Annotated in this window: 9 protein-coding genes; 2 read left to right on the top strand and 7 right to left on the bottom strand. The window is 70.2% G+C overall.

The genetic code is table 11. The features are described from left to right. Positions 1-5: 5 nt before the first annotated feature. From M8859_RS02710 to M8859_RS02680, 7 genes are all read right to left on the bottom strand, one after another. Positions 6-824: an ABC transporter permease gene (locus M8859_RS02710; protein ID WP_159921227.1), complete on the bottom strand. Its 819-nt coding sequence runs from the start codon at positions 822-824 to the stop codon at positions 6-8. Next, positions 824-1,642: an ABC-2 transporter permease gene (locus tag M8859_RS02705; protein WP_159921229.1), complete on the bottom strand. Its 819-nt coding sequence runs from the start codon at positions 1,640-1,642 to the stop codon at positions 824-826. Before M8859_RS02705 ends, M8859_RS02710 begins: the two co-directional genes overlap by 1 nt. Then, positions 1,639-2,625 (bottom strand): ATP-binding cassette domain-containing protein, encoded by a 987-nt coding sequence (locus M8859_RS02700; protein ID WP_159921231.1) that lies wholly within the window; start codon positions 2,623-2,625, stop codon positions 1,639-1,641. The genes M8859_RS02705 and M8859_RS02700 overlap by 4 nt, the downstream gene beginning before the upstream one ends. Further along, a complete protein-coding gene (locus tag M8859_RS02695) occupies positions 2,622-15,926 on the bottom strand; it encodes a non-ribosomal peptide synthetase (RefSeq protein WP_249643705.1) in 13,305 nt (4,434 codons plus the stop codon). Before M8859_RS02695 ends, M8859_RS02700 begins: the two co-directional genes overlap by 4 nt. A gap of 198 nt (positions 15,927-16,124) precedes the next feature. Next, positions 16,125-16,586, bottom strand: coding sequence for an AMP-binding protein (locus M8859_RS02690; RefSeq protein WP_195069337.1), 462 nt, complete (start codon positions 16,584-16,586; stop codon positions 16,125-16,127). Between the two features lie 138 nt (positions 16,587-16,724). Continuing rightward, a complete protein-coding gene (locus M8859_RS02685) occupies positions 16,725-17,813 on the bottom strand; it encodes an ABC transporter substrate-binding protein (RefSeq protein WP_159921237.1) in 1,089 nt (362 codons plus the stop codon). Positions 17,814-17,862: 49 nt separating this feature from the next. Continuing rightward, entirely contained in the window at positions 17,863-18,669 is an 807-nt protein-coding gene (locus M8859_RS02680) for a VOC family protein (RefSeq protein WP_159921239.1), read from the bottom strand. A 305-nt stretch (positions 18,670-18,974) separates the two neighbouring features. Here M8859_RS02680 and ctaD point away from each other — a divergent pair, with 305 nt between their 5' ends. Then, on the top strand, positions 18,975-20,717 hold the full coding sequence (ctaD, locus tag M8859_RS02675; RefSeq protein WP_159921241.1) for an aa3-type cytochrome oxidase subunit I: 1,743 nt from the start codon (positions 18,975-18,977) through the stop codon (positions 20,715-20,717). A 140-nt stretch (positions 20,718-20,857) separates the two neighbouring features. Then, positions 20,858-22,075 (top strand): phosphoserine phosphatase SerB, encoded by a 1,218-nt coding sequence (gene serB, locus M8859_RS02670; protein ID WP_159921243.1) that lies wholly within the window; start codon positions 20,858-20,860, stop codon positions 22,073-22,075. Positions 22,076-22,156: the final 81 nt, after the last annotated feature.

Raw genomic sequence — 22,156 nt, 5'->3', positions numbered from 1 at the left:
GGGATCTAGCGTCGGCTGGCCCTGCGGTAGCCGATCGTCGCGGGCACTGCGAACAGGATGATCGCGCCGAGCGACCACACCACGGTGAGGGTGAGCGAGCGGGCGAGGGGCCCACCGGAGGCGAGCGCGCGCATGGTGTCGACCGCTACCGACATGGGTTGGTTGCGGACCACCGGCTGGATCCACTTCGGGAAGGCGGCCAGCGGGACGAAGCCGGTGCTGAAGAACATCATCAGTGAGGTGAGGATCGTGATGCCCTCCACCAGCGTCGACTTCGCGGTGAAGACGGCCACGGAGGTGACGATGGTGGCGAAGGCCAAGCCGAACAGAACCGGAATGAACAGGAAGACGATCGTCGCCGCGACGCTCTGGTGGAAGCGGAATCCCATCACGGAGCCGACCAGGACGACGGCGAGGGTGCACAGGAAGATACGGCAGCCCTCCGCGAGGATTCGGGAGGCCAGACCCGATGCCCGGTGCACCGGCAGCACCCAGAACCGTGCGAGCAGGCCCGCGTCGCGTTCGCGGCCGAGCAGGACACCTCCCGCCACCGCGCCGGACAGCGCGCCCACCAGGGCGACCATGGGCACCGACCCATACAGCGCGCTCTCGCCGGTGAACTTCCGGATCTGTCCGCCGATCACCGTGTTCAGCATGACCAACAGCAGGCACGGGATGATCAGCGTCTCCAGCAGCGTGACCGGATTGCGCGCCCAGCGCAGCAGCAGTCGTTGGGTCTGGATCAGGGTGTGGCGCAGCAGCGCCGACACCGACACCTCCGAAGCGGTGCGCGCTTCGTCCTTGCGATCCGCCAGCAGTACCATCACGCCCTCCTCGAGCTCAGCCGGATCGACAGCGGAACGCAGACGATGAGGATGCCGAGCGCCCATGCCAGCGGCGGTCCCAGCAGCGACCAGCTCACCTGCCCGGCGTTCGGCCCGATGTCACCGGCGAACGCCCGCAACGCGATGGCCCATTGCGAGACCGGCTGGTTGCGCACGAACGGTTGAACCCAGGCCGGAAACTGGTCGGCCGGAGCGATCCCGGTGGACAGCATGCCGAAGATCAGAGGCGGCAACACCAGCGCCTGTGCGGTCGCCTCGGGGTTGCGCGAGACGGTGCCGATCACGTCCCCGCCCCAGATCAGCGCGAGGCCGATGAGCAAGGAGAACAGCACGAAACCGATCGTGTGCGCGGTGCTGAGGTAGAAACGGAACCCGATGACGTAGCCGCAGATCAGCGCGGTGATCAGTCCGATGCTCAGGCGGAAGACACTGCCGGACAGGCGCGCTGCGACCGGGACCAGCGGGCCGATCGGCATCGAGCCGAAGCGCCGGTTGAGCCCGGCGACCGAATCGGTGGCGGCGCGGAAAGCCGCCGAGACGGCCGTGAACGCGGCGGCCTGGAGGATCACCAGCGGCATCATGTACTGCGCGTAGCTGCTGAACCCGGTGCCGATGACGGTCATGATCGTCTTCAGCGGGATGTAGAAGCTGGCGGTGAAGGCCGCGGGGGCCAGCACCGAGGTGAGCACCTCGCCGGTCTGCACCGAGGGCACGATCAGCCGGGTGGTCAGCACCCACCATTGCTGCGGTCGCAGCGGCGCGGCGCGGGTCTGGCTGAGCCAGGTCGCCGCCGTCACGCCACGACCTCCGGCTGCGCGGTCTGCTCCACCGTTGCCAGATGCCCGGTGAGCTGCAGGAAGACGTCGTCGAGCGAGGGGCGGCGCAGTGCGATGTCCACCAGTTCGACGCCCGCGCTGTCCAGGCGGCGCAGCGCTTCGGCGAGCGTCCGCGCGCCGTCCGGGGCGGGCACGGCGATCCGGTCGGACTCAGGGGTCAGCGCGGCCCGGGTCTCCTGCGGCAGCAGCGAGCCCAGGGCCGCGGCGATGGCGGGCAGATCCTTCAGATCCAGCGGTACGACCTCGCAGTAGCTGCCGCCGGTCCGCGACTTCAGCTCGTCGGCGGTGCCGTGGGCGATCACCACGCCGTGATCGATGACGATGATGCGGTCGCTGAGCGCGTCGGCCTCTTCCAAGTACTGGGTGGTGAGCAAGGTGGTGATGCCCGCCTTCTTGAAGCCGGAGACCAGATCCCACACGCCCTGTCTGCTGCGCGGGTCCAGCCCGGTGGTGGGTTCGTCCAGGAACACCACGTCGGGCCGGACGACCAGACCGCAGGCGATGTCGATGCGCCTGCGCATACCGCCGGAGTAGGTGCCGACCCGGCGGCCGGCCGCGCGCTCGAGATCGAACTCGGCCAGCAGCTCGTCCGCGCGGGCGCGGGCGGCCCGCTTGCGCAGGCCCATCAGCCTGCCGAACATCACGAGGTTCTCGTAGCCGCTGAGCATGTCGTCCAGCGCGGCGTACTGCCCGGTCAGCATGATGCTGCGCCGCACCGCCGCCGGGTCGGCCACCACGTCGTACCCGGCGACCACGGCGCGCCCGCGGTCCGGCCGGATCAGCGTCGACAGGATGTTCACCGTGGTGGTCTTGCCCGCGCCGTTCGGTCCGAGAATGCCGAGCACCTCGCCCGGCTCGGCCGCGAAATCGACTCCGCGCAATGCCTTGACCGCGCCGAAGGATTTCTCGATCCCCTCGACGACGACTCCTTGGTCGGAATTCATCCTCGGCCTCCCAGATGTGCATCGAGTGCGCGCGCGATGATCGGCAGCGCCTGCGGCGCCGTCATCTCGTCGTGGGTGACGTCGATGTCGTGGTTGATGATTTCGCCGGTCACATACGGCCGCCAGCCGTCGGGACCGAAGATGTCGGAGGTGCCGACGGTCGCGCTGAAGTACACGATGTCGCCGTCGAACACCGGGCGGCGGTAACCGGTTCTGGTGCGCGCGGCGGCGTTGTACGACCCGGCCATCCGCTCCAGCGTGGGGGCGTCGATCAGCGAGACGCCGCCGAGTCGTTCCCGGATCAGGTCCGCCGCCTGCTGCGCGGTCGCGTCCGCGGGTACGTCGTGGATGCCGAACACCGCGCCGAACGAGTGGACGAACGACCCGGCGGTGAGCCGTTCGATGCTGTGGCCGTCGATATCGGAGGTGTCGGCGTCCAGCAGCGCGACCACGCCCACCTCGGCGCCCTCGGCCTTCAGTTTCACCGCGGCCGCGTGGGCGATCAGGCCGCCGAACGACCAGCCGAGCAGGTGGTAGGGCCCTTCGGGTTGCAGGGTCCGGATCTCGCGCACGTAGCGTTCGGCGAACTCCTCGATCGAGCGCGCGGGTGGTTCGTTGCCGCTCAGATCGGGCGCTTGCAGGCCGTAGATCGGGCGGCCGGGCGCGAGCGCGTCCGCGAACCCCAGGTAGGTCCACGACATCCCGGATGACGGGTGGATGCAGAACAGCGCCGGTTGCGAGCCTCCGAGCCGGATCGGCAGCACCACGTCGAGCCCGAGTCCGCCCGCCGCCGGAAGGGCCGGACGCGCCGTGGCCGCCGCTTCTTCCTCGGCGGCGATCCGCGCCGCCGCGGACTGCGCGAAACGGGCCGCCGCGTGCAGCGTGTCGATCCACAGATCGGCCAGCTCGGCGACCTCGTCCCGGCCGAGCAGAGACGACGGGAAGCCGAAGCTCGCCCGCAGCCGGTCCCCGATCACCACGGCGTTCACGTCGATCGCCGCCTGCAAGGGCACGCCGGGATCCTCGGTGACGTGCACGTCACCCAGATCTTCGGCCGGCAGCCAGCCCAGGCCCTCGAGCCCGGCCGGGATGTCGCCGGTGGAGTACCGGCCGAGGTAGTTGAACCCGACCCGTCCCGGCAGCCGTCGCGGCAGCTGCCGCGCGGTCTCGGGGTTGAGGTAGCGCAGCAAGCCGAAGCCGATGCCTTTGTCCGGGACCGCGAGCAGTTGATGCTTCACCGCGCGGATCGCCCTGCCCAGCGCGGGCCCGCCGGCGAGCGCGTCCTCGATGTCGATCCCCGCCAAGTCGAGGCGAACCGGGTACATGCTGGTGAACCAGCCGATGGTGCGCGAGAGATCGGCGCCGGGCACCACTTCTTCCTGACGGCCGTGACCTTCCAGGCGCAGCAACGCCGACGGGTCGGACTGTCGGCAGCGCACCAGCGCCAGCGCCAAAGTGGCCAGCAGCGCGTCGTTGACACTGCCCTGGAACAAGCCGGGCAGGGTGGTGAGCAGCGCGGCGGTGACCTCCTCGGACGCCTCCCGCTCGACCATGCGCAGTGTGCCGGTCCGGTCGAGCTCGGGATCCAGCTCCCGCCCGCCGATCAACGGATCGGGTCCGTCGAGCACGTCATGCCAGTACGCCAGCTCGGCGACCCGATGTTCCGAGCGCGCCTCCTCGGCCAGCGCGTGCGCCCACCGCCGCATCGAGGTCCCGGTCTCGGCGAGCACCGGGGTGTTGCCGACCGACACCTGAGCCCAGGCGGCCACCAGATCCGGCACCAGGATGCGCCAGGACACGCCGTCGATGACGAGGTGGTGCGCCAGCACGATCAGCCGTCCCGCGCCGGTGCGCGTGCCCGCGGCGCCCACCGGGTCCAGCCAGATGAACTGCAGCACGGTGCCGTTCGCCGGATCGAGCCGGTCGGCCGCGGCGTCCAGTTCGGTCATGGCGAACTCGTGCAGCTCGATCGGCTCGATCGCGTCGAATTCGATGCGGTGCACGAGCGCGTCCACGTCGACCGAGCCGGGCGCGCCGACCACGATGCGCGGGCCGTCTTCGGCGTCGGCGAGCAGCCGGGCGCGCAGGATGTCGTGCCGGTCCACCGCGGCGGTGAGCACCGCGACGATCTGCGAGCGCTCGATTCCCACCGGCAGTTCCAAAACCGCGGTCTGGGCGAAGCGGTCGTAGTTCCCGCCCCGCTCGAGCATGTAGTGCACGATCGGCGGGGCAGGCAGCTCGCCGACGCCGCCGCCGGGCAGTTCCTCCAGCGTCACCGTCGTGCCCGCGGCGTCGACCGCCGCGGCCAGCGCCGCCACCGTGCGGTGCTCGAACACCTGCAAAGGCGTGCAGTTGATGCCTTGCTGCTTGGCCCGCGACACCAGCTGGATGGCCAGGATGCTGTCTCCGCCGAGGGAGAAGAACGAATCGTCGGCGCCGACCTTCGCCACGCCGAGCAGTTCACCGAAGATTCCGGCCAGCTGCTGTTCGGTCGGCGTGGACGGTGCGCGGTATTCGGTGCGGTCGGTGGTGAATTCCGGTTCGGGCAGCGCCTTGCGGTCCAGTTTGCCGACCGCGTTGCGCGGGATCTCGTCCAGCACCACGAACGCCGAGGGCACCATGTAGCCGGGCAGGATGTCGGCGGCGAACGCGCGCACTTTCGCCACGTCGAGTTCGACCCCGGGCGCGTGGACCAGGTACGCGGCCAGCGCGGTCGCCCCGGTGGGGCCGGGCACGCCGAGCGTCAGCGCGAAATCCACGCCCTCGGCGCGGCCGAGCACCGCATCGATCTCGCCGAGCTCGATGCGCTGGCCGCGCACCTTCACCTGGAAATCGGTGCGGCCCAGATATTCCAGTTCCAGTCCCACCTCGCCGCGGATCCAGCGCACCAAGTCGCCGGTCCGGTACATCCGTTCGCCCGCCGCGCCGAACGGGTTCGCGTGGAAGCGGGCGGCGGTGAGACTCGGCCGCGCGTGGTAGCCGCGAGCCAGCGCGGGGCCTGCGAGGTACAGCTCGCCCGCCACGCCCACCGGGACCGGGCGCAGCCGGTCGTCGAGCACCAGCGCGGCCGCGCCGTGGACCGGTGTCCCGATGGAAACGGGCAGGCCGAGCTCCATCGGCGTCGAACCCGTTGCCCAGATGGTGAATTCGGTGGGGCCGTACAGGTTGACCATGGTGCGTCCGGTGGCCCAGCGTTCGACCAGCTCGGCGCTGACCGCTTCACCGACCGACGCGAGTACCCGCACGCCGGCCAGTTCGGCGGGATCGAGGGTGGCCAGTGCGGACGGTGTGATCACCAGGTGCGTGACCTGCTCGGCGGCGATCAGCTCGGCGAGCTCGCTGCCGCCGAACACCTCCGGCGGCGCGACCACCGACGCGCCACCGGAGCCGAACGCCATGAGCGCTTCGAACAGCGACGCGTCGAAACTCGGCGACGCCACTTGCAGTACCCGGGAGTGCTCGTCCAATTCGAGTAACTTCTGTTGCGCGGCGACGAAATCGGCGATGCCGCGGTGCGAGACCGTGACACCCTTCGGCGTGCCGGTGGAGCCGGAGGTGTAGATCATCCAGGCCGCGTTGTCCAGCCGGATCGGGTTGGGCAGTTCACGCGCGTCCAGTGGGCGGCTGCTCGCGGCGCTCCAGCGTTCCACGAGGGCCAGGTCGTCGAGCACCAGCCAATTCGTGCTGTCGGGCAGCATCGGGCGGAACGCGGCGAGGGTGAGGCCCAGCGTCGCGCCGGAATCGGTGAGCATGTGGTCGATGCGGTCCACCGGGTGCTTCGGGTCGACCGGCAGGAACGCCGCGCCGGCCTTGGCAGCGGCCCACACGCCGGTCAACAGTTCCGCCGAACGCGGAAGCCCGAGTGCCACCACGGTTTCCGGGCCCGCGCCTTCCTCACGCAACACCCGCGCCAGGCGATTGGCGTGCGCGTCGATCTCCCGATAGGTGGTGGTGTATCCGCCGACGACCAGGGCGGGCCGCTGCGGGTATCGGTGTGCGGTCTCGGCCAGCAGCCTCGCGAGCGTTGTCGTCCCGGTGGATTCGGGACCGCGCACCGGCACCAGCGTCGCGCGTTCGCCGTCGTCGAGGAGGTCGATATCGGCGATACGAACCTCGGGCCGCGCCAGGACCGCCGCGAGCACTCGCCGCCACCGGTTGGCGAACGTGGCCATCGTGGCCGAGTCGAACAGATCCGTCGCGTAGGTCAGCACGGCGTCGATGCCGGCCGGACCACTGTCGGCGAAGCGCTCGCGCAGGTCGAGGGTCAGGTCGAACTGGGAGGCGTTGCGGTCGAAATCCTCCACCTCGAAGCGCAGGCCGGGCAGCTCCAGGACCGGTTCGACGAAGTTCTGCAGCGACAGCGAGACCTGGAACAGCGGATGGTGCGCGGTCGATCGCGGCGGGTCCAGCACTTGGACCAGCCGCTCGAACGGCACGTCCGCGTTGGCGAAGGCGTCCAGGTCCGCGGACCGGACGGCGTCCAGGAACGCCACGAAGCCTGCTGCGGTATCGACCGGAGTGCGCAACGCCAGAGTGTTGACGAACATGCCCACGAGCTGGTCGAGCGCTTCTTCGCCACGTCCGGCGACCGGGGTGCCGATCACCACGTCGTCGGTGCCGCCGAGCCGGGCAAGCAGCACCGCGAGCGCGGCGTGCACGACCATGAACGGGCTGACGTTGTGCGCGGCGGCGAAGTCCACCAGCGCTCGGTGCGTCTCGGTGTCGACGGTGAAGCCGTGATCGGCGCTGTGCATGGTCTGCACCGCGGGGCGCGGCCGGTCGGAGGGCAGTTCCAGCACCTCGGGCGCGCCCGCCAGCGTCTCGCGCCAGAACCGGATCTGATCGGCCGCCAGTGATTGCGGGTCCGCCTCGTCGCCGAGCACCTCGCGATGCCAGAGCGCGAAGTCGGCGTACTGCACCGGCAGCGGGACGCGGATGGCGTGCCCGCCGCCCGCCCGCTCGGAGTAGGCGGCGACCAGGTCGGCGGCCAGCGGCGCCATCGACGCGCCGTCCGCGCTGATGTGGTGCACGACCAGCACGACGACGTGCACCGCCGGCGTGGCGGCCGCGATCTCGCCGGGGCTCGCCGTATGGCCCGACGCGACCGGTGCGGTGCCCGCGGAGGGGCCGGAGGAGACCGGCGCCGCACCGGTGGAATGACCCGACGACACCGGCGCGGCACTCACGGAAGGCTCCGGGCCACCGTGGAGCCGGAACAGGCTCACCCGCAGCGGCGGTTGGGTGGCGAGATCGAATCCGGTGCCCGCCAGTTCGGTGATCCGGGCGCGCAGCGCCGCGCCGTCCTCGGTGCCGACCACCGGCATGTCGGGCACGGCGACGTCGGCGCCGACCACCACCTGACGCGGTCCCTCCGCGTCCGCCGGATAGAGCGTGCGCAGGCTCTCGTGCCGGTCGACCACATCGACGAGCGCGGCCCGCAGCGCGTCGACGTCGAGTTCGCCGGTGAGCCGCAGCGCCACCGCGATGTTGTAGGCGGGCGAGGCGGGATCCATCCGGTTGAGCACCCACATGCGCTGCTGCGCGGGGGACAGCGGAACGCGATCGGGCCGGATCCGCGGCGCCAGGGCGAATCGGCCCGGCGCATCGCCGGTGGCCGGGATCACCCGGGCGGACAGCTGAGCCACGGTCGGCGCGTCGAACACCTCGCGCAGCGCGATCCGCGAGCCGAGCGCCGCGTTCACCCGCGCCACCACTTTCGTCGCGCTGAGCGAATTGCCGCCGAGTTCGAAGAACGACTGGTCGACGCCGACTCGCTCGCGCTCGAGCACCTCGCCGAACACCGCGGCCACCGCCTCCTCGACCGGTGTGCGCGGCGCGAGGTAGGGGCGGTGGCTCTCGGAGAAGTCCGGCACCGGAAGGGCTTTGCGATCCAGTTTGCCGACCGGGGTGAGCGGAATCGTGTCGAGCACCACCAGGTAGCCGGGCACCATGTAGCCGGGCAACTCGGCGGCCACCTGGGCGCGCAGCCGCTCGACGTCCAACCGAACGCCCTCGACGGGCAGCACATAGGAGACCAGCACGGTGGTCCCGGCAGGGCCGGTGCGCCCGATGGTCACCGCGTACTCGACCTCGTCGTCACGGGAGAGCACCGCGTCGATCTCGCCCAGCTCGATGCGCAGGCCGCGGATCTTGACCTGGAAGTCGCTGCGGCCCAGATACTCCAGCTCGTAACCGTTGCCGTTGTCGACCCAGCGCACCATATCGCCGGTGCGGTACATCCGGCCGCCGGGTTCGCCGAACGGGTCGGCGACGAACCGGCTCGCGGTCATCTCGAAGCGGTTGAAGTAGCCGCGGGCGAGCGCGGGGCCCGCCAGATACAGCTCACCGGGCACTCCGACGGGCACCGGACGCAGCCAGGTGTCCAGCACCACCGTGGCCGATCCGCGGATCGGTCCGCCGATCGTGATCGGCTCACCCGAGACGAGTTCGCCAGGGCCGGTCGCCCAGATGCTGAACTCGGTGGGGCCGTACAGGTTCACCATGCGCCTGCCCGGCGCCCATCGCTCGATCAGCTCCGGCGTCGCCGCCTCGCCCGCGACCGCCAGCACGCGCAGATGTTCCAGGCCGGCGGGTTCCATGGTGGCCAGCGCCGACGGCGTGATCACCGCGTGGGTGACGCGCTGGGTGCGCAGCAGGGTTTCCAATTCCGTTCCGCCGTAGACGTCCGGCGGCGACACCACCAGCCTGCCGCCCGCGCCGTGCGCGGTGAGCAGCTCGAACACCGAGGCGTCGAAGCTGGGGGAGGCCACCTGGAGCGCGCTGGCGGTGTGATCCAACCCGAGCGTCTCCCGTTGCGCGGCGACGAGGTTCGCGATTCCGCGGTGGCTGAGCAGCACGGCCTTCGGTTTGCCGGTGGAGCCGGAGGTGTAGATCAGGTAGGCCGTCTGGTCCAGGTCGATCGGCCCGCCGCGCTCCTCGTCGGTGATCGGCGCTTCGGAGACCGTCATCACCCGCCGGATGGTGTTGAGGTCGTCGAGCAGCAGCCAGTCGATCGTGCCTGGCAGCGTCTCGCCGGTCGCGGTGACCGTCACGCCGATCGGGGCCTTGGAGTCGGTGAGCATGTGCTCGATGCGCTCCACGGGGTAGTTCGGGTCCAGTGGGGCGAACGCCGCGCCGGTCTTGGCCAGCGCCCACACCGCGACCACCGATTCCAGTGAGCGGGTGAGTGCCAGCACGACGAACACCTCGCGCCCGACACCCCGGCGCAGCAGCATCCGGGCGAAGCGATTGGACCAGGCGTCGAGTTCGCCGTAGGACATGGTGAGTTCACCGGCGGTGATCGCGATCGCGTCCGGATCGATCCGCGCGCCCGCGGTGAGCAGCTCGGGCATGGTGGCCTGCGGCACCGACTCCGGGCCGCGCACCGGCACGAGCGCGGCGCGTTCGGCCTCGTCGCAGTACTGCAGTTGCGAGACCAGCGCGTGGGGGTTGTCCGCCAGCTGGGTGAGCAGCCGGACGAACCGATCCAGCAGCGGCAGGGCCGCTTCCCGCGGAAGTTGGTCGGCCATGTACTTCAGCGTGATCCGCAGCGTGTCCCGACCGTTGTCGCCGCGCAGCGGAATCACCATGAGATTCAACGGGTACGGCGTCGCGTCGGTGCCTTCCACGTCGAGCACCCGCATGCCCGCGATGTCCAGCGCCTGCGACAGCGCCTCGCGATCGATCGGATAGGACTCGAAAACGGTCAGCGTGTCGAACAGTTCGGCCAGCCCCACCGCTTGGTGGATGGCGGCCAGTCCCACGTGCTGGTGGTCCAGCAGCCGCACCTGCTCGGACTGCAGGCGCGCGAGGAGGTCGGTGACCTTCTCCGACGGATCCAGCCGCACCCGCACCGGCAGCGTGTTGATGAACAGGCCGACCATCTCCTCGACTCCGGCCAGTTCCGGCGGCCGTCCCGAGACGGTGCCGCCGAACACCACGTCGGTGCGACCGGTGAGCATGGCCAGCAGCATCGCCCACGCGGCCTGCACCAAGGTGTTCACCGTGGCGCCCGCTTCCCGGCCCGTGGTCTCCAGCCCGGCGACGGTGGCGCGGGACAGGTCGACGGAGATCATCCCGGTCTCGGTCGATTCGATTCCGGCGAGGGTGGGCACCGCGCGGGTCGGCGTGTCGATGCCGGCCAGCGAATCGGTCCATGCCGCGAGGGATTCGCTGTCGTCCCTGCTCGCCAGCCAGGTCAGGAACTCGCGATAGGAATGCGCCTGCGGCAGGGCCGTGGTGTCGCCGTCGGTGACGTAGAGGGTGAGCAGTTCGCGCACGAGCAGCGGCGTCGACCAGCCGTCCAGCACCAAGTGGTGATTGGTCAGCACGAAGCGGTAGGTGTCGGGTGCGATCCGGATGAGCGTGCAGCGCAGCAGCGGGGGACGGGTGAGCTCGAACCGGGTGCGCGCGTCCAGCGCGATCAGCCGGTCCAGCTCCCTGGCGCGCTCGTCCTCGTCGGCCATGCCGGTGAGATCCGCTTCCCGCCACTCGATCTCGGCGTCGGCCAGGACCAGCTGGCGCGGGCCCTCCTCGGTCTCGACGAAGGCGACGCGCAGGTTCTCGTGGCGGGTCACCAAAGCCTGTGCGGCGCGACGCAACCGGGCCGCGTCGACGGTGCCCGCCAGGGTGAGCAGCGACTGCACCGTGTAACCGTCCGCGGTGTCGGAGTCGTAGAGCGCGTGGAAGAGCAGACCGTATTGCAGCGGCGAAAGCGGCCACACGTCGGCGAGGTTCGGGTAGTCGCGCTCCCAGGCATCGATCTGCGCCTGGGTGACGGTGACCAGGTCGAAGTCCGACGGTGTGCGTCCGCCCGCGCTCGCGGACCCGGCGTGCTCGGCGAGCGCGGCCAGCGCCTGCCCCCACAGCGCGGCGAGCTCGCCGAGGTCGGCCTCGTCGAACAGCCGTGCGGCGTAAGCCCAGGTCACTTCCAGGCCCGCGTCGGTGAGCACGGCGTTGATGTCCACCGCGGCGGCCAGCGGCGCGCGGTCGTCCTGGGTCGCGGCGAACCGGCGCGGCAGCCACGGCTGCGCGTCGCCGCCGGTGGACGCGCGACCGAGGTAGTTGAAGCTGATCTGGGGGGTGGGCGCGTCCGCGAGCGCCGCCGCGGTCTCCGGGACCAGGTAGCGCAGCATGCCGAACCCGATGCCCTTGTCCGGCAGGACGCGCAGCTGTTCCTTGGTCGCCTTGATCGCCGCGCCCGCCGCGGGGCCGCCCGCGAACGCCTCCGCCACGTCGATGCCGGTCAGATCGATCGCGACCGGGTAGACGCTGGTGAACCAGCCCACCGTGCGCGCCACGTCGGCGCCGGGCAGGATGGTCTCCTCGCGGCCGTGGCCCTCCAGCGTGAACAGCGCCGAGGTGCGCCCTCGCCAACGGGCCAGCGCCAGCACGAGCCCTGCCAGCAGCACGTCGTCGGCGCCGCAGTGGAAACGGTCCGGCGCGGTGGTGAGCACGGTCCGCGCGATGTCCGGCGCAACGAGGGTCGTCAGATTCGCCATCGAGCCCACCACATCGCGGGCGGGGTCCATCGGCGCCGAGCCGAGCGCGGGGTCGGGCGTGGCCAGAACGCGTTGCCACATCGGCAATTCCGCGGTGCGCGTGGCCGCGTGCTCGCGCTGTCCGTGGGCCCAGCGCCGGAACGAGGTACCGACCGGCGCGAGCTCGGCGCCCAGCGCGGCGGTGGCCAGATCCGGCAGCAGGATGCGCCAGGAGATGCCGTCGGTGACGAGATGGTGCAGCACCAGCCACAGCAGCGGCGCGGCGCCGGCGCGCTCGATCCACACGAAGCGCGCGACCACGCCCGCCTCCGGGTCGAGCAGGTCGGCGGCGCGCTGCAACGCACCCTCGCAGGTCGCCTCGAGATCCGTCTCCGCGGTCACGACGTCGAGCAGGTGGCCCGCGTGCACCGCACCGCGTTCGGCGACCACCCAGTTCCAGCCGTCGCTCGTGCGGCGCAGCGTCGAGCGCAGCACGTCGTGCCGGTCCAGCAGCGCCTGGAGCGCGGCGACCAGACTCGCGCGCTCGATGCCGGTGGGCAGATCGATCAGCACGGCCTGGGCGAACCGCTGCCACGTGTCGCCGTGCTCGAGCATCGCGTGCACGATCGGCGTCGGCTCCACCTCGCCCACCCCGCCGCCGGGCAGCTCGTGCACCACCCCGGTCGGTACTTCGGCGGCCACCGCGGCGAGCGCGGCGACGGTCTTGCGCTCGAAGACATCGCGCGCGCTGAGCCCGAGCCCTGCCGCCTTCGCCCGCGACACCAGCTGGATCGAGACGATGCTGTCGCCGCCGAGTGCGAAGAAGCTCTCGTCGACACCTACCGATTCCAGCCCGAGCACCTCCGCGAACAACGCGGCGAGGAGCTCCTCGCGTGGCGTGGACGGCGGCCTGGTCGTGCTCGTGCGCGCACCGAACTCCGGTGCGGGCAGCGCCTTGCGGTCCACCTTGCCAAGCGGTGTGAGCGGGAGGCTGTCGAGCACCATGACCACCGAGGGCACCATGTAGGCCGGGAGTGTTTCGCCCGCAGCGGCTTTCAGGGCCTCCGGATGCAACTCCGCGCCCGGCTTCGGCAGCACGTACGACACGAGCGCGGTCGCGCCCGAACCGGTTTCGACGCCGAGGCTGAGCGCGAAGTCGACGTCGGGATGCCGCTGCAGGGCGGCGTCGATCTCGCCGAGCTCGATGCGGAAGCCGCGCACCTTGACCTGGAAATCGCTGCGCCCCTGGTACTCCAGTTCGGCACGACCGTCGTGCTCGACCCAGCGCACCAGGTCTCCGGTGCGATACATGCGCTCGCCGGTCGCGTAGGGGTTGGCGACGAATCGGTCGGCGGTGAGCCCGTTGCGCCGGTGATAGCCGCGGGCCACACCGGGACCGGCGAGGTAGAGTTCGCCGGTCGTGCCCGGCGGCAGCGGCCGCAGCCACGGGTCGAGGACGACGGCCGACACCTCGCGGGCCAGACCGCCGATGGTGATCGGGCCGTCGGGTGTCAGCGGGGCGCTGAGGGTCACGGTGACGGTGGTCTCGGTGGGGCCGTAGCCGTTCAGCAAGGTCCGGCCCGACCATTTCGCGACCAGCTCGGGCGGGCAGGCGTCGCCGCCGACGATCACGGTGCGCAGGTCGGGCAGCGTGGCCGGGTCGAGCGATCCGACGACGGCCGGGGTCACGTTGAGATGGGTCACGCGGTGGGCGCGCAGCACCTGAGCCAGCTCCGCGCCCGCGTACGCCGACGGCGGCACAACGGCCAGCGTCGCGCCCGCCGCGAGCGTGACCAGAATCTCCTCGACGGAGATGTCGAAACTCGATGATACAGCATGGGCGACAACCGAATTCGCGTCGATGCCGAAACCGGCGCCGGAACTCGCCACCAGGTTGGCCAGGCCGCGATGCGGGACGAGCACGCCTTTGGGGAGTCCGGTGGAGCCGGAGGTATAGATGACGTACGCGACCTGGTCGGGACGCAGCGCGGCGGTGCGCTCGGCGTCGGTCAGCGGTGCGGCGTCCTGCTCGGCCAACGCCCGCTCGGTGCCCTCGTCATCGAGGATCAGCCAGGACACCCGATCCGGCAACGACTTTCGCGCCGACGCCGTCGTCACCCCGGCGACGACTCCGCTGTCGCCGACCATGTGCTCGATCCGGTCGGCCGGATAGGTCGGGTCGATCGGCACGAACGCCGCGCCGGTCTTGGCCACCGCGATCGTCGCCAGGACCGACTGGATCGACCGCGGAATCGAGATCGCCACGGTGTGTTCGGGGCCGGCGCCCGCGGCGATCAGCACCCGCGCCAGCCGGTTGGTGTAGTCGTCCAGCCCGCGGTAGGTCAGCGCGGTCTCGCCTTCGACGAGCGCGGTCGCCAGCGGATTCCGGGCCGCGCCCTCGGCGAGGATGTCCGGCAGCGTCCGCGCCGCGACGCCCACGGGGCCGCGCGCGGGGGCGAAGTCCGCGCGCTCGTCGGCCGACAGCACCGGGACGGTCGCCAACGGCGCGTCCGGTCCCGCGGCGAGGAAGCGGTGCAGGAAGGACAGGAACCGGCGGTGCTGCCCGGTCAGCTCGGCGTCGGTGTAGAGGTTGCCGTTGGCCTGGAAGTCGACATGCGTGCTCTCGCCGCCGACGCCCGGATACAGGTTGACGAACAGGTCATCGATCAAACCGGAGGTCAGCACGTGCAGCCGCCCGGTGACCTGGCCGAGCTGAATCCTGGTGTCGACCATCATCAGGTTCACCGAGGGGCCGAAAGACGCGGCCTCGTCCATCGGCCAGCCGAGGTCGCGGAAGATGTCTTCCTGCCGGTAACGCTGGCGCCGCAGCGCACCCGTCAACTCGCCCTGGGCGGCGCGGATGACGTCGCCCACCGTCGTGGAGGGCGTCAGGCGCAGCCGCAGCGGAACGACGTTGGCGATCATGCCGCCGGAACGCCGCAGCGTGGCGGTGGTGCGCGCGGACACGGGAAGGCTGAGCACGACCTCGGGTGCGCCGGTCATCGCCGACAGGTACGCGCCGAACGCGGCGACCACGGTCGGCGCGACGCCGGAGGACACCTGCTCGGCGACGTCAGCCAGCAGTCGGGCGGTGTCGGCGGGCAGCGCGCCCGCGACCCGCCTCGGATGCCCGTCCACGCCCGCGGTGCGACCGGCCAGGTTCACCGGATCGGCCATGCCGTCCAGATGCGCCAGCCAGTGCTCGCGGTCGGCGACGAACCGCTCCGAACTGCGGTAGGCCAGGTCCGCGTCGACAATCTTGCGCAGGTCCTCCGCCTTCGCCGGCGGCGCTGCACGGCCCTCCACGGCGGCGTTGTAGAGCTCTCCGGTGCGCTGCACCATGGTCAGCGCGCCCATACCGTCCAGCACGATGTGGTGGATCCGGGAATACCAGAACCAGCGTTCCGCTCCGACGCGCAGCATGGCGATGCGCACCAGGCGGTCGCGGGTCAGTTCCAACGGCGCCTCGTACTCGGCGCGCATCCAGGTGTGCGCGGCCGCCTCGGGGTCGGGTTCGGAGCGGAAGTCGAACGTTTCCAGGCTGTCGTCGAGGGTGGGGTCGACGAATTGGAACGGGTGCCCCTCCACTTCGACGAGGCGGAGGTAGCCGGTGCCGAACTCGCGCCCGGCCTGCTGCGCCGAACGCGCGAGCAGGTCGAGGTCGATCGGTCCGTTCAGTTCGACGTACTGGGCGATGGAGATCGGAGTGTCACCGGCGACGTGCTGGGCGAACCAGATGCCGCGCTGTGCCGCCGACAAGGCGAAGGCCCCGTCGGGAAGAACCGTGTCCGTATTTTTCGCCGAAAGGGAAGGCTGTTGCATGACGTGTCCTACGTTCAGACCGCGGTCGGACTACTCGGCGATGACCGCCCGTAGCCGCCGCGGTTGCGGTAGTACCTGCCGCCGCACAGCTCGCGGCAAGTCAATTCTGAACCGGCGCGGTCGGCGCTGCGGGGGTATTGCGCACACTGCGCGACCCGAACATCGCTGTTCGGGTCGCGTGGGGAGGGATATGCCCGGTCAGGCGGATGCGGGAAGAAGATCCAGGTCGGCGGTGCCCAGCGGGGCGGAGGAACTGGTGAGGTAGCGCTGGAGAGTGGAGCGCTCGTCCAGCACCAGCCAGGTGATCGCGCCGGCCTGGTCGGGCCGCTGATCCTTGGTGGTGACGCCCACCGGGGTGCCGAGCGCGAAGGAGCCGTCTTCGGTCACGGGGACGGTCACTGCGCCGATCTTGGTGGCGGCCCGCTCGGCCACGACGGACTCGATGGGCTGGTCGATCGCCACCGCGATGCGGGTGCCGGGGCCCGCGCCGATGCCGAGCAGCAGGCGGGCGAGGCGGTTGGACCAGCGATCCAGTTCGGCGTAGGTGAGGTCGCAATCGGCGGTGGACACCACGACCGCCTGCGGATCGACCTCGGCGACGGGCTCGGCCAGCGGCAGGACGTAGAGGTTGTCGGCGAGCGAATCGGTCAGCGTGTGCATTTCGTGTCCTCGAGTGTCGATTGAGAGGTTGTTCTGCGTACCTCTTAATCTCGTCCTCGAGCGGCCCTTCCGACAGCAACCCCAGCGCTGGTCCGGGCACTCCCAGGGTGGGCGAAATCCCACCCAAGGGTGTGGCGCTCAGTCGGTCACGTAGCCGTTGAGCGTGTTGCGCAGATCGGTGAGCAGGGCGCGGGCGGCGGTGAGGCCCTCGCCGTGCCAGACGCTGTCCTCCACGGCGAACACCCGGCGGTCGGTGGCGGCGCCGAGTTCCTTCCATTCGTCGGTGCGCAGCACCGCTTCACCGTGCTCCTTGCCCTCCCGGCCCGCGAGGATCACGTAGATCACGTCGCCTTCCACCTTCGTGGCGAACTCGCCCCCGCGCACGTCGAACGAGGCGCCGCGCTGGGCGGCGGGCCGCTGCACGCCCCCATCGCCGAGCACCTGGCCCGCGAAGCTGTCGCCGCCCTGCACCTGGTCGGTGTCGGCGGTGAACCGGATGACCGATGCCTGGGTCTGGCCCGCCGCCAGCGCGACACCGGTGTCGCGCGCCTCGGTGCGGTAGTTCTGCAGGGCGGTCTCCGCCGCGCCCAGACGTCCCAAACCCGCGGCGAAAGCCGCGAATTCGGCCTGCCAGCTGTTGTTCGAGCCGACCAGCACGGTCGGGGCGATGGCCTGGAGCGCGGCGAAACTCGCCGCGCCGGTGGGGATCTCGCCGAGGATCAGGTCGGGGCGCAGATCGGCGATCCGGGCCGGGTCGGGTTGCGCGGCGGTGCCGACGCCGGGAATCTTCAGCACGCCGGTCCCCAGATAGGCCGGTTGCGGGCTCGGCCCGTCGAGGGTCACCGTGCCGACGACCCGCTCCCACAGGCCGAGCGCGCAGACCGCGTCCAGCGCGGAGGTGGTGAGCACGACGATGCGCTGTGGATCGGCGGGCACCTCGGAGACCCCCGCCGCATGCGTGACGCTCCGGGTCTGCGCATCCGCCGGGTCCGGCGCGCTCGGCAACGCGCACGCCCGGGTGGTGTCACGCTCCAGACCCACCACGCCCGCACCCGCGATATTCGTGGTGGTGCGCACGATCGAGACGTCGTCGTCGCTCTTGCCGCCACAGCCCGCCGCCAGAACGGTCGCGCACACGGCGGCGACCACGATCACCCGGCGACCCGCGGCGGCGGGTGTGGGAGAAGCTGTGCGGTTTCGGAAGCGAACGAAGGCGCTCAGCGGCATGCGGCTGAGGGTACCGTGTCTGATTCGCAGCGCCGGACGGCGCCGTGAATCACGCTTTCTCGCCGCCGATGCTGAAGCGGGCGCCGGTGGCGTCGGTGACCGCGGCCATGCGGCCGTAGGGGGTGTTCTCCGGGGGCGAGAGCACCGAGCCGCCCAGTTCGGCGAGCCGGTCGACGGTCTTGTCCACGTCGTCGGCGCCGAAGTAGACGGTCCAGCCGGCGGGTGCGCCTTCGGGCAGGAACGCCGAGGCGTCCATGACGCCGCCGAGCATCGGACTCTCCGCGTGGATGGTGGAGTAGCGGAATTCCGGGACGTCGGAGATCGTCAAGACGTCCGACCAGCCGAACACGTCGCGGTAGAACGTCAGCGAGGCGTCGTAGGCGCGGGTGTGCAACTCGAACCACGACGGTGCGCCCGCGTGGTCGCGCCACTGCCCGCCGGAGACCAGGCCCATGGTCTCGAAACCGGGGAACGTCCCGGCCTGCCAGATGCCGACGCCCGCGCCCCCGACGTCGCCGAGCACGGCCATCGTGCCCAGCTCGCCGACCGCCATCGGCGGCACGACCAGCGACGCCCCCGCCGCGGTCGCCGCGTCGGCGGTGGCCTGGGCATCGGGACTGGCCAGATACACCGTCCACTGTTCCGGGCTGTCGGTGTCGCCGGGCATCCTGGCCATCGCGCCCGCCACCGCGCGCCCGTCCTTGCGGAAGGTGATATAGCCGCCGAACTCCTCGCCCGCGCTCTCGGCGGTCCACCCGAACAGGTCGCGATAGAACGCGATGCTCCGGTCGGGATCGGAGGTGTACAGCTCTACCCAACAGGGATCGCCCGGCTTGGTGTCGTTCGGTTTCGTCATCACTGGTCTCCTGGCTGCGAGGTGAACTGATGTCACCGGTACAGACGGACCCGGCCCGCCGAACTGATCGGTGCCGACCGCAGTAGGACCAGAATCGCAACCCGAGCCCCGAGGGGACCGCGAACACGCCGTGCCGCAGGTGCGGCCGAACAAATACGACAGAGAGTAGGACCCGTTCGGCTCGCTCCATCGCCACGGTTTACGATTCGAAGAGCGCAAGCGAACTGTCGTCTGTCCCGACATAGCGGATGGATGCGATCAGCGGAGCCTGCGGAGCGACCTAAAGGCACCTTTCAGGAGGATCAGTGACTGCCGTAGAGCCCCAGCCAGTCCCTCAGTTGGAAGCGACTCGGCCTTATCCGGCTCGGACCGGGCCGAAGGGCTCGTTCATCTACAAGATGGTCACCACCACGGACCCCAAGGTCCTGGGTGTCATGTACCTGACCACGTCGATGGGCTTCTTCCTCATCGGTGGCCTGATGGCGCTGCTGATGCGCGGTGAGCTCGCGCGCCCCGGCCTGCAGTTCCTGTCGACCGAGCAGTTCAACCAGCTGTTCACCATGCACGGCACGATCATGCTGCTGTTCTACGCGACCGCGATCGTGTTCGGCTTCGCCAACATCATCCTGCCGCTGCAGATCGGCGCCCCCGACGTCGCCTTCCCCCGCCTGAATGCCTTCAGCTACTGGCTGTACGCGTTCGGCGCCAGCATGGCGACCGCGGGCTTCATCACCCCGGGCGGCGCCGCGGACTTCGGCTGGACGGCGTACGTGCCGCTGACCGACATCCTGCACTCGCCCGGCGTCGGAACCGACCTGTGGATCCTGGGCCTCGCGGTGTCCGGTCTGGGCACCATCCTCGGTGGCGTGAACATGCTGACCACCGTGGTCTGCCTGCGTGCTCCCGGTATGACCATGTTCCGGATGCCGATCTTCACCTGGAACATCGCCGTCACCAGCGTCCTGGTGCTGCTGGCCTTCCCGCTGCTGACCGCCGCGCTGTTCGGCCTGGCCTACGACCGCCACCTGGGTGGCCACATCTACGACCCCGCGACCGGCGGCATCCTGCTCTACCAGCACCTGTTCTGGTTCTTCGGCCACCCCGAGGTGTACATCATCGCGCTGCCGTTCTTCGGCATCGTCTCGGAGATCTTCCCGGTCTTCTCGCGTAAGCCGATCTTCGGTTACACCACGCTGGTCTACGCCACCCTGGGTATCGCCGCGTTGTCCATCGCGGTGTGGGCGCACCACATGTACGCCACCGGCGCGGTCCTGCTGCCGTACTTCTCGTTCATGACCTTCCTCATCGCGGTCCCGACCGGTGTGAAGTTCTTCAACTGGATCGGCACGATGTGGCGCGGTCAGCTGACCTTCGAGTCGCCGATGCTGTTCTCCATCGGGTTCATCGTCACCTTCCTCTTCGGTGGCCTGTCCGGCGTCATCCTGGCCAGCCCGCCGCTGGACTTCCACGTCACCGACTCGTACTTCGTCGTGGCGCACTTCCACTACGTGCTCTTCGGCACCATCGTGTTCGCCACCTACGCGGGCATCTACTTCTGGTTCCCGAAGATGACCGGACGCATGCTGGACGAGCGCCTGGCCAAGTGGCACTTCTGGACGACGTTCATCGGCTTCCACACCACCTTCCTCGTCCAGCACTGGCTGGGCGCCGAGGGCATGCCGCGCCGCTACGCCGACTACCTGCCCAGCGACGGCTTCACCACGCTGAACACGATCTCCACGATCGGCGCCTTCGTGCTCGGCGCGTCGATGCTGCCGTTCCTGTGGAACGTCTTCAAGAGCTACCGCTACGGCGAGGTGGTCACCGTGGACGACCCGTGGGGCTACGGCAACTCGCTGGAGTGGGCCACCACCTGCCCGCCGCCGCGGCACAACTTCTACGAGCTGCCGCGCATCCGCTCCGAGCGTCCCGCCTTCGAGCTGCACTACCCGCACATGATCGAGCGCATGCGCGCCGAGGCCCATGTGGGCTGGGGTGCGGGCAAGCACGCCACCGAGGTCCACGAGACGGCCGCGTTGACGAAGTAGGCGAAAGATACCGCCATGAGTGTGCACCTGCTGGTGACAGCGGGTGCACACTCTTTTGTGGAGAGCAGTACGCACCGTTGGCGTCACGACAACGATGTCCACCGACAGCGACGGCGAACACCGAGTTTGGAGCGCATCAGTTGGCCGACACCACCGTTCTCGTCACCGTCACCGGGCCGGACCGCCCCGGTGTGACGTCCGTGCTGCTCGCGGCGATGTCCCGGCACCGGGTGAGTCTGCTGGACGTGGAGCAGGTCGTGATCCGGGGGAGGCTGACCCTGGGTGTCCTGGTCATCTGCCCGACCGACGCCGAGGCGTTGCAGGACGAGCTCGAAGAGGCCATGAACACCGTCGGCATGCACGTCGACGTGGAAGTGGACGCGGCGATCGGCAGGCAGCCGATGTCCACCCACGCGGTGGTCATCCTCGGTAGCCCGGTGACCGCGCGCGCGTTCAGCGCGGTGTCGCGGCAACTGGCCGCCCTCGGCGCCAATATCGACTCCATTCGCGGCATCGCCGATTACCCGGTGACCGGCATGGAGCTGATGGTCACCGCCATCGACTCCGGCCCGGACACTGATTCGCGGCTGCGCACGGCACTGGCCGAGGTCGCGGTGGCCGAGCAGGTGGACGTCGCGGTGGAGCGGGCCGGTCTGGCCCGCCGCGGCAAGCGGCTGATCGTGTTCGACGTCGACTCGACCCTGATCCAGGGCGAGGTCATCGAGATGCTCGCCGCACACGCGGGTGTGGAGGACGAGGTCCGCAAGGTGACCGAGGCCGCCATGCGCGGAGAGATCGACTTCGCCGAATCGCTGCGGCAGCGGGTCGCGACGCTGGCCGGATTGGACGAGTCGGTGATCGAGGAGGTGGCCGACCGGATCGCGTTGACCCCCGGCGCGCGCACCACCATCCGCACGCTGCGCCGGATCGGTTTCCGCTGCGGCGTGGTATCCGGCGGTTTCCGTCAGGTGATCGAACCGCTGGCGCACGAGCTGGAGTTGGACTTCGTGCAGGCGAACACGCTGGAGGTCGTCGACGGCAAGCTGACGGGCCGGGTCGTCGGCGAGATCGTCGACCGCGCGGCCAAGGCGACCGCGCTGCGCAAGTTCGCGGCCGAGGCCGGGGTGCCGATGGAACAGACCGTCGCGGTGGGCGACGGCGCCAACGACATCGACATGCTCAACGCCGCCGGGCTGGGCGTCGCCTTCAACGCCAAACCCGCGCTGCGCGAGGTCGCCGACGCCGCGCTCTCGCACCCGTACCTGGACGCCGTCCTGTTCATTCTCGGAGTCACCCGGCACGAAGTGGAAGCCGCCGACGCCAGGGACGGTTTGCTGCGTCGCGTCCCGCTGGGGTGAGCGGTCCGGACCCACACCCCGGACAGCGCGCCGGTGTGCGCAGCCGCCGATCGGTAGGCTCACTGCGGGTTGATCATTCGG

It is taken from the genome of Nocardia sputi (genome assembly GCF_023501985.1).
This window is presented reverse-complemented; position numbering and strand designations above follow the sequence as displayed.

Excerpts from the sequence above, each read along its gene's own strand:
- M8859_RS02710 (WP_159921227.1), bottom strand. The coding sequence starts at position 824 with ATGGTACTGCTGGCGGATCGCAAGGACGAAGCGCGCACCGCTTCGGAG.
- M8859_RS02700 (WP_159921231.1), bottom strand. The coding sequence starts at position 2,625 with ATGAATTCCGACCAAGGAGTCGTCGTCGAGGGGATCGAGAAATCCTTC.
- M8859_RS02695 (WP_249643705.1), bottom strand. The coding sequence starts at position 15,926 with ATGCAACAGCCTTCCCTTTCGGCGAAAAATACGGACACGGTTCTTCCC.
- M8859_RS02690 (WP_195069337.1), bottom strand. The coding sequence starts at position 16,586 with ATGCACACGCTGACCGATTCGCTCGCCGACAACCTCTACGTCCTGCCG.
- M8859_RS02685 (WP_159921237.1), bottom strand. The coding sequence starts at position 17,813 with ATGCCGCTGAGCGCCTTCGTTCGCTTCCGAAACCGCACAGCTTCTCCC.
- M8859_RS02680 (WP_159921239.1), bottom strand. The coding sequence starts at position 18,669 with ATGACGAAACCGAACGACACCAAGCCGGGCGATCCCTGTTGGGTAGAG.